At 75.8% G+C, this 9,280-nt stretch carries 6 protein-coding genes and 1 pseudogene; 3 read left to right on the top strand and 4 right to left on the bottom strand.

Features of this window, described 5'->3' with window-relative positions:
• The 3 genes and pseudogenes from ACFV18_RS26555 to ACFV18_RS26545 form a co-directional block, all read left to right on the top strand.
• Window positions 1–1,023: pseudogene (locus tag ACFV18_RS26555) on the top strand (hypothetical protein); the annotation flags it as partial.
• An 80-nt stretch (window positions 1,024–1,103) separates the two neighbouring features.
• Entirely contained in the window at window positions 1,104–1,661 is a 558-nt protein-coding gene (locus ACFV18_RS26550; RefSeq protein ID WP_380487293.1) for a hypothetical protein, read from the top strand.
• A gap of 71 nt (window positions 1,662–1,732) precedes the next feature.
• Window positions 1,733–2,101, top strand: coding sequence for a hypothetical protein (locus tag ACFV18_RS26545; protein ID WP_380487291.1), 369 nt, complete (start codon window positions 1,733–1,735; stop codon window positions 2,099–2,101).
• Between the two features lie 15 nt (window positions 2,102–2,116).
• Here ACFV18_RS26545 and ACFV18_RS26540 read toward each other — a convergent pair whose 3' ends face one another.
• From ACFV18_RS26540 to cobT, 4 genes are all read right to left on the bottom strand, one after another.
• Window positions 2,117–2,869, bottom strand: a complete 753-nt coding sequence (locus tag ACFV18_RS26540) for a hypothetical protein (RefSeq protein ID WP_380487289.1) — start codon at window positions 2,867–2,869, stop codon at window positions 2,117–2,119.
• A gap of 64 nt (window positions 2,870–2,933) precedes the next feature.
• Window positions 2,934–3,737, bottom strand: coding sequence for a TrmH family RNA methyltransferase (locus tag ACFV18_RS26535; protein ID WP_380487287.1), 804 nt, complete (start codon window positions 3,735–3,737; stop codon window positions 2,934–2,936).
• Window positions 3,738–3,948: 211 nt separating this feature from the next.
• Window positions 3,949–5,178, bottom strand: coding sequence for a uroporphyrinogen-III C-methyltransferase (gene cobA, locus ACFV18_RS26530; protein ID WP_380487285.1), 1,230 nt, complete (start codon window positions 5,176–5,178; stop codon window positions 3,949–3,951).
• A 126-nt stretch (window positions 5,179–5,304) separates the two neighbouring features.
• The gene (gene cobT, locus ACFV18_RS26525; RefSeq protein WP_380487283.1) at window positions 5,305–9,195 is read right to left on the bottom strand and encodes a nicotinate-nucleotide--dimethylbenzimidazole phosphoribosyltransferase; all 3,891 of its coding nucleotides are present in this window, start codon (window positions 9,193–9,195) and stop codon (window positions 5,305–5,307) included.
• Window positions 9,196–9,280 lie beyond the last annotated feature (85 nt).

The following is a 9,280-nucleotide window of genomic DNA, read 5'->3' as shown; positions in this document are numbered from 1 at the left end:
GGGCGGCCGGACGGTGCGCCGGCGCGCCGCCCGGCCGGCCAGCAGGGCGCCGCCGCTCCCGGCGCGGGCCGCCGTCCCGCCGACCCTCCGCGCGCGGCGGCCGGTGCGCCGCCCGTCCGCCCGTCCCCCGTACCGCCGCCGAATGCCGACGGTGCGGCGGTGGCAGGGGGACGGCCGGTGGCGGCCGCGCCCGCGACGGCCCGGCCGGAGGTACGTCCGGACGCCCGCACCGAGCGGGTGCGGCGCCCGGTCCGGGACGGCGACACGGTGCGCGAGCGCCGGCCCGCCGCCCCCGCCGGGCGGGAGCGCACCCCGGTGCCCGGCCGCGACCGCACTCCCCCGCCCGGACGTCCCATGGGCACCACCCGGCCGACGGCACGTCAGCGGCTGATGCGCCAGCGGCTGGTGGTGTTCGTCACCGTGACGCTCGGGGTGGCGCTGGCCATCGCGGTCGCGCAGGGCTGCGAGAGCCGTGCCACGCACAGCCTCGGGCCGGCGCCGACGGCGACCGCCCCCGTGAAGCCGACCTCGGGCGCGACGCTGTCGGTGGACAGCCTGAACACCGTCGGCCACGGCGGCTCGGGCCTGGGCCCGGCGCTCGGCAGCCCGCCGTCCGTGGACTGGCTCAACCGCAGCTACCCGGACCCGTCCGTCGGACCGGCCATCCAGCTGCGCGAGGGCCACTCGACCGACGCGGGCGCGCCCGTCACGCTGACCGCCGTGCTGCCGGCCCGCTACCGGGACGCCCCGGCGACGCTGGTGGTGCTGCGCCGGGTGGAGGGCTCCGTCCCCGTCGACCTGGTGCAGCTGTACGGCTTCACGGGCGACGCCCCGGTGCTGATCGGCGGCCGGGCGTCCACCGCCAACCCCGAGGCAGGGGCGGTGTGGCGGGTGGAGAACGGCGCCCTGATCCGCGAGGAGCGGGTGGACCGCACCGGCGCGGTCTCCTCGACCCGCTACACCGTCCGGCAGGACGGCAGCCTGGAGGAGTCCTGGCCGGGCGCGGGCGTGTCCGGGAACTGAGGCCCGCCTGAGGCCCGCCTGGGGCCCGCCGTTCAACTGCCGGTGACGGTCTGTCAGTGCCCGGCGGGAGCATGTGCCGCATGATGTGGACGACCGACGCGATGCATGTCGCGTACTGCCAGTATTTCCTGTACGGCCCGGAGTTGCCGGACGGCTGGGACGCGCATGCGCTGGCCCGGCTGTTCCACGGCAACGGGGTGGCGGCCGGGTGCCCGGACCACCTGACGGTGCTGTGCGGCACCCACACCGGGCTGATCCGGCTCGGCGTGGAGCGCGCGGCGGAACGTCCGGCCGAGCCCGGGCCGGAGTGGGAGAGCGCGGTGGAGCTGTCCCTGTACAGCAGCGGCGAGTTGCGGCTGCGGGCCTGGGACGGCGTGGACATCACCGAGGCGGGCAACCTGGCGCACGCCGGCCGCGGCTGGTACCGGGTCCGGGTGCAGACCCGGGGCCGCGACCGCGGCCGGGAGACCGACACCGCCGCCCGCCCCGTCGAGGAACACCGCCTGACGCTCTGGCCCGCTCCCCCGGCCCCCGACCTGGTGCTGCGGGTCGGCGACCTGACGGGCCGCCGCCACCACAACCCGCGGCGGCCCGCGCCGCAGCCGATATCGCCTCCGGCGGCGCGTCGCGCGGCCTGACCTGCGGGCCGGTGGCCGGTGGCGGCGGATAATGATCCGCAGTGCACGGCGAGCCGGGAGGTGGCGGAGCAATGACGCTGGTGGCAGGGCAGCGCGTCACGTTGGTGACGGATCTGACGCTGGGTGAGGCGTTCGGTGACGGGGAGGCAGCAGTCGGGTTCCTGCTGCTGGCGGCGGGTGTCGAGGGCACCGTCGAGCAGGTGGCCGAGGTGCCGCCGTCCGAGGAGGTCCGCGAGTACCAGCGGCTGCGGGCGCTGTTCGACGACTACGGGCACACCATGCCCGCGGAGAGCCGCAAGGCGCTGGAGGGGCAGATCGCGTCCCTGGAGCCGCACTGGGAGGCGTACGGCGAGCGCGGGCCGCAGGTGTCCGTCCGGGTCCGCTTCGACAACGGGTACGTGCTGGACGCGGCGGACGAGACGGTGCTGAAGGCGCTCTGAGGACGCTTCGGGCCGTCAGAAGCGGTCGGGGCCGGACCACTCGTACCAGTCGTTGCCCAGCGGGGTGTAGTAGCCGAATGCGGGCGCGCCGGACGGGAAGTACGCGTAGCCGTGGTGGGCGAACAGGCCGGTGCCGGCGATGGCGAACTTGACGCCGTCGTGGGTAACTTCGGTCTCGGTGAGACGGTAGCCCCCGACCCATTCGGGGCGCGCCTCGTGGGTGGCCAGGGCGTGTTCGGCCCAGTCGGTGAGTGCCGGGCGGGCCAGCGCGAAGCGGGCCTCGGCCGGGTCGGTCTGGGTGACCGTCAGCGCGGTGGCGGCCACCAGCAGCGGAGCCACCGCCCAGCGCCAACGGCCGGCCGGGCCTCCGGCGGGCCCGGCAACGGGCCACTGCTGCCACAGCAGCCAGGCGAACGGCAGGCCGATCAGGGTTAGCACGCCGACGCTGAGCAGCGCCATGTCCTGGCCGGGGACGCTGATGCCCAGCACGACGGCGGCACAGCCCAGCGCGACGCCGAGCAGTGCGCTGGTGCCGGGGCGACGCAGCCGGGTGAGCGGCCAGGACACCGTCGCGCCGACCACCACCACGCCGATCAGCAGCAGGGGGAAGGCGAGCCCGATCATGAACAGCGGGAGCAGCGTGAACTGGTTGTGCAGTCGCCCGTCCGGCAGCGCCACGACGGCGGTCAGCATGGCCGCGACCAGGATCGGGCCGCGGAAGCCCGGGAACGTCAGGCGGCGGAGAGCGGCGGCGCCGTTGGTGATCATGGCGCCATGTCTACCGTAGATCTGCCCGGCGCGGAACCCTCAACTTCCGTTGTAGCGGCGGGAGTCAGCCGTGATTCACCGCGTAGAACGCGATCGCGGCGGCGGCGCCGACGTTGAGGGAGTCGATGCCGTGTGCCATCGGGATGCGGACCCGCTGATCGGCGGCGGCGAGGGCCTTCGGGGTGAGGCCGTCGCCCTCGGCGCCCAGCATCAGGGCCGCCCTGGGGAGGAGATGGGACTTGGCGACCGTGAAGTCCTCGGCGCCGGACGGGGTGAGCGCGAGCAGTTCGAAGCCGGCCTCGCGGACGGCAGCGAGAGAATCCGGCCACGGATCGAGGCGGGCGTACGGGACGGAGAACACCGCGCCCATGGACGTCTTCACGGCGCGGCGGTAGAGCGGGTCGGCGCAGTCCGGGGAGAGCAGCACGGCGTCCATGCCGAGAGCGGCCGCCGAGCGGAAGATCGCGCCGAGGTTGGTGTGGTCGACCAGGCCCTCCAGCACGGCAACCCGGCGGGCGCCGTCGAGGACCTCGGCGGCGGTCGGCAGGGGCTTGCGTTCCATCGACGCGAGGGCGCCGCGATGGACGTGGTAGCCGGTGACGCGCTCGGCGAGGGCCGGTTCGACGAGGTGGACGGGGGCGTCGGTGGCGGCGATCACGTCGCCCATCACGCCGAGCCACTTGGCGGTGAGCAGCATCGACCGCATGCGGTAGCCCGCGGCAAGGGCGCGGCGGATCACCTTCTCGCCCTCGGCGATGAACAAGCCCTCGGCCGGTTCGCGCCGACGGCGGAGCTCGACGTCGGTGAGGTCGGTGTAGTCGCTCAGCCGGGGGTCGGCGGCGTCGGTGACGGTGGATGGCTCAGACACTTGATGATTTTCGCACGTCGGAGAGGCCCTTCAGGGGCTGGTGGGTGCGAAGCCAGGGACTCGGAGCGGTTGGTCGCGGCTGTGGCGGGCGGGCCTTACGGCGGGGGCCCGAAACTACGGAACGCTCAGCGCCCCCGTGACCAACCGCAGACTTGGCCTCGCCGTTCCCCGAGCCCCTGGCGGGGCTCTCGGGCGGGGCTCTTGCCGCTCCCTACCCCAGGACGTTGACCACGTCGCCGATGACGATGACCGCCGGGGGCTTGATGCCCTCGGTGAGGACGGTTTCGCCGATGGTGGCGAGGGTGGCGTCGATGCGGCGTTGGGCGGTGGTGGTGCCCTCCTGGACGACGGCGACGGGGGTGTCGGCGGGGCGGCCGTGCTTCAACAGCTCGGCGGCGATCTTGGCGATCTTGTCGACGGCCATCAGGAGGACCAGGGTGCCGGTCATGCCGGCGACGGCCTGCCAGTTGGTGAGGGAGCGTTCGCCGGGGCCGACGTGGCCGGAGATGACGGTGAACTCGTGGGTGAGGCCGCGGTGGGTGACGGGGATGCCGGCGGCGGCCGGGACGCTGATGGAGGAGGAGATGCCGGGGACGACGGTGACAGGTACGCCGGCGTCCAGGCAGGCGAGGAGTTCCTCGCCGCCGCGGCCGAAGACGTACGGGTCGCCGCCCTTGAGGCGGACGACGAACTTGCCCGCCTTGGCGTGGTCGATCAGGGTCTGGTTGATCGCCTCCTGGGCCATGTAGCGGCCGTAGGGGATCTTCGAGGCGTCGATCACCTCGACGTGCGGCGGCAGTTCGGCGAGCAGTTCGCGCGGGGCGAGCCGGTCGGCGACCACCACGTCGGCGTCGGCGAGGAGGCGGCGGCCGCGCACCGTGATCAGATCGGGGTCGCCGGGTCCGCCGCCGACCAGGGCGACGCCCGCGCCGCGGGCGCGGTACTGGCGGGCGGCGAGGGAGCCGTCGCGCAGGCCGGCCACGATGGAGTCGCGCAGCGCGGCGGAGTGCCGGGGGTCTCCGGTGAGGACGGCGACGGTCGCACCGGCGTCGTGGCCGGAGGCGGGCGTCCAGGCGGTGGCGGCGGAGGCGTCGTCGCTGCGGGAGCAGAACACCCGCAGGCGTTCGGCCTCGGCGGAGACCGCGGTGTTGACGTCCGGGTCGTCGGTGGCGACCAGCACGTACCAGGTGTCGGCGAGGTCGCCGTCCTGGTACGGGCGCTGGTGCCAGGTGAGTTCACCGGCGTCGGCCATCGCGGAGACGGCCGGGGTGGTGGACGGGGATATCAGGTGCAGGTCGGCGCCGGCGGCGATCAGTGCGGGCAGGCGGCGCTGGGCGACCTGGCCGCCGCCGATCACCACGACGCGGCGGCCGGCCAGCAGCAGCCCGACGGGGTACGGGGTGAGGCCCTGGGTGGACGGGTGCGGGTGGGGCGCGGTCATCGGCGGGAGCTCCTGGGTGGGCGGCGGTGCGGGAACCCCGTACCGGACGCGCCCTCGGGCCGGGTACGGGCCGGCGTCCGGCCGTCCCGTTTCAACAGCGGGGACGGGCCGGACGCCGGTGGTGGATCAGGCCTTCTCGGTGACTCCGGCGGAGTCGAAGGTGGCTACATCGTGCATCGCCCGGGCGGCGCTCTGCACCAGCGGCAGGGCGAGCAGGGCACCGGTGCCCTCGCCCAGGCGCAGGTCCAGGTCGATCAGCGGGCGCAGGCCGAGCCTGGCGAGCGCGGTCTGGTGGCCCGGCTCGGCGGAGCGGTGCCCCGCGATGCAGGCGGCCAGTACCTCCGGCGCGATGGCCTTGGCGACCAGTGCGGCCGAGCCGGCGATGACGCCGTCCAGAATCACCGGGATGCGCAGTGAGGCCGCGCCGAGCAGGAACCCGGCGAGCGCGGCGTGCTCCAGCCCGCCAACGGCGGCGAGCACGCCGATCGGGTCGGCCGGGTCCGGCTTGTGCAGCTCCAGGGCCTGCCGGATCACCTCGACCTTGCGGGTGTGGGTGGCGTCGTCGATGCCGGTGCCGCGTCCGGTCACCTCGGCCGGGTCGGTCTCGGTGAACACCGAGATCAGCGCGGCGGAGGCGGTGGTGTTGGCGATGCCCATGTCGCCGGTGATCAGCACCTTGTTGCCGGCCGCGACCAGGTCGCGGGCGGTCTCGATGCCGACCTCGATCGCGCGGACGGCTTCGTCGCGGCTCATCGCCGGGCCCTGCGTCATGTCGTCGGTGCCGGGCTTGACCTTGCGCGGCAGCAGGCCGGTGGTGCGGCCCTGCTGGATGGCGTCCGGGAGTTCGGCGGCCACACCGACGTCCACCACGCACACCTCGGTGCCGACCTGCGCGGCGAACGCGTTGACCACCGCTCCCCCGGCCAGGAAGTTCCCGACCATCTGCGCGGTGACCTCCTGCGGCCACGGCGTCACACCCTGGGCGTGCACCCCGTGGTCACCGGCGAAGATCGCCACACAACCCGGCTCCGGGATCGGCGGCGGGCACTGGCGGGCCAGGCCGGACAGCTGCGCCGCGATGACCTCCAGCACGCCGAGCGACCCGGCGGGCTTGGTCATCCGCTTCTGCCGGTCCCACGCCTCGCCGAGCGCCTTGGCGTCCAGCGGGCGGATGCTGCGCAGCGTGTCGGACAGCAGGTCATGCGGCTCCTCGCCGGGCAGCGCGCGGTTGCCGTACTGCTCCTCGTGCACCACCCAGGACAGCGGGCGCTTCTTCGCCCAGCCCTGCTGCTGGAGCTCCGGCTCGTCCGGGAACGCGTCCACGAAGCCGACGCACAGGTAGGCGACGACCTCCAGGTGCTCGGGCAGGCCGAGTTCGCGGACCAGCTCCTCGTCGTCGAAGAAGCTCACCCAGCCGACGCCCAGCCCCTCGGCGCGGGCCGCCAGCCACAGGTTCTCCACCGCCAGGGCCGCCGAGTACGGGGCCATCTGCGGCTGGGTGTGCCGGCCCAGCGTGTGCCGGCCGCCGCGGGTGCGGTCGGCGGTCACCACGATGTTGACCGGCGTCTCCAGGATCGCCTCGATCTTGATTTCCTTGAACTGCTTCGCCCGGCCCTTGGGCAGCGAGTCCGCGTACGCCTCGCGCTGACGCTCCGCCAGCTCGTGCATCTTCCTGCGGGTCTTCGCGGACCGGATCACCACGAAGTCCCACGGCTGCGAGTAGCCGACGCTCGGCGCGGTGTGCGCCGCCTCCAGCACCCGGATCAGCACCTCGTGCGGAATCGGGTCCGGCCGGAAGCCGTTGCGGACGTCGCGCCGCTCGCGGATCACCTGATGCACGGCCTCCCGGCCCGCCTCGTCGAAGCCGGGCGCGGCGGGGCCGCGGGGCTCCTCAGGCTCGGCGGGGACGTCGGCGGTCTCGGTGGGGACGGACGCAGCGTCGGGCTCGGCCTCGGCGGCGGCGTCGGCGGCCTCGGCGGCGGCCTCGGTGGTCTGGACGGGAACGGGCTCGGGGGCTTCGCCGGCCTCCGGGGCTTCCTCGGAGTTGGTGGGCTCGGGAGCTTCGGCGGGCTGCGGCGCGGCCTCCGGTTCGGCGGCGGGCTCGGCCTCGGGAGCGGGTTCCGGGGTTGCGGTGGCCTCGGGGGTCGGCTCGGCGGCGGGTTCCGGCGTCTCGGTGGCGGGTTCGGCCGGGGTCTCGGCCTCCGCCGCCTGAGCGGGCGCGACGGCCTGCGCTTCCTCGGTCGGCGCGGCGGCCTGGACGGCCTCGGTGGTCGCGGTGGCCTCGACGGATTCGGTGGCGGGCTGCGGCTCGGCCGACGGCGTCTCGGGCGTCAGCAGCGGCAGCCCGGCGGGCGCGGCGAGGAACGCCGAGATGCGGCGGTGCGCACCCCGTCCGCCCGACTTCGTGGCCTGCGCGGGGATCGGCTGCTCCGCGGCCTCGCCCTCGGGCGCCTGCGCATCGGCGGCCTGCGGCGCGGGCTGCTCGGCGGCGGCGGCCTCCGGCTGCTCGGCCGGCGGGACGTCAGTGACGGCGGCCTCGGGCTGCGGCTCCGACGGCGCGTCAGCCGCCTCGGCCGCGACCGGCTCGGCCGCGATGGGCTCGACGGCGACGGACTCAGCGGCAACCGGCTCAGCGGCAACCGGCTCAGCGGCAATCGGCTCAGCGGCAATCGGCTCAGCCTCGGGCTCGGCGGCAGGCGTCTCGGCCGCCGGGGCCTCAGTGGCCGGGGCCTCGGCCGCCGGGGCTTCGGCGGCCGGTTCTTCGGCGGCCGGAGTCTCCGCCGGGGCCGCCTCGGTGGCGGGTGCCTCGGCCACCGGCTCTGCGGCAGCGAGCTGCTCCACGGCCGGGGTCTCGACGGCCGGGGTCTCGGCAACCGGGGCGGTCCCGGCGGTGGGCGCCAGGGTGTTCACGGGGGCGGCGGACTCGACCGGCTCCACGAACACGGGCGCCAGGTTCGCGGCGGGCGCGGGGACCGCCACGGCCTCCGGCGCGGGCTGCGCGTGGACCTCGGCGACAGCGGGCTCGGGCTCGGCCGCGACGGGGGCGGCGGGAGCGACCGCGATCGGCTCGGCGGCCACCGGCTCGACGGCGATCGGCTGCGCGGCGGCGGCCTCCGGCTCCCCGGCGGGCGCTTCCCCGGTGGGCGCTTCCTCGGTGGGCGCGACCGGCTCGGCCGGGGTAACCGGCTCGGCGACGGCTGCGGCCGCAGCGGCCTCCACCACCTGCGGCTGCACGGGCGCGGGCACCGGCGCGGCGGCCTGCGCGGGTCCGGCCTGTGCGGGTCCGGCCTGTGCGGGTCCGGCCTGTGCGGGTCCGGCCTGTGCGGGCACCGGCACCGGCTGGGCCTGTACGGCCTGCGGCTGGGCCGGTTGCGATTGCGGTTGCTGCACCGTTTCGGCGTTGACCACGGGCACCCCGAACGCGGGCGTGCCGCCCGGGGTGGACGGGCCGCGGTCGGCCAGCGAGCGGACCGGGACCTGGCCGGTCATCAGCGACGGGTCCGGGATCGGCGGGCCGGCGTGCAGCGGGCGGCGCTGCTGAGGCGGCGTCAGCAGCGGGGCGGCAGCCGGCTGCGCCTGCGGGGCCGCGACCTGCGGGGTGCCGGCCACGGGAGCGCTCTCCGCCACCGGCTCCGCCGGTTCGGCGCCCGGCTCCGCGGTGAGCACCGGCGGCGCGAGCGGCGGCCAGGACGGCTCGACGGGGGTACCGGGCGGCTGCTCGGCGGCCGGTTCGGTGACGGGTTCGGCGGCGGCTGCCGGGGCGTCGGCGGCCTCGGTCGCCTCGACGGTGCCGTGCACGGCATCGCCCCAGGCGGTCTGGGGGCCGGGCATCAGCAGAACGTCGTCCTCCTCGTCGCCGTCGGGCTGGTCGAGGAAGGTGTAGGCGGGCCGCTGCTCGCCGTGCCATCCGGCAGCGGGCGGAAGGGGCGCGCCGAGGTGGTGCTCCGGCGCGGGCCCGCCGGGCCCGGTTTCGGGCGCGAGGGGACCGGCGTGGGGGGCGTGGCCGCCGTCGGTCATGTCAATGCTCCTTCCAGGCCGCTTGCGCGTCCTTGGCGGGTGTCCCAGAGGCCCCGCCCACTTCGCCGGGGCGGAGCCGCACCGA

It is taken from the genome of Kitasatospora sp. NPDC059673 (assembly GCF_042734215.1).
Taxonomy (GTDB): domain Bacteria; phylum Actinomycetota; class Actinomycetes; order Streptomycetales; family Streptomycetaceae; genus Kitasatospora.
This window is presented reverse-complemented; position numbering and strand designations above follow the sequence as displayed.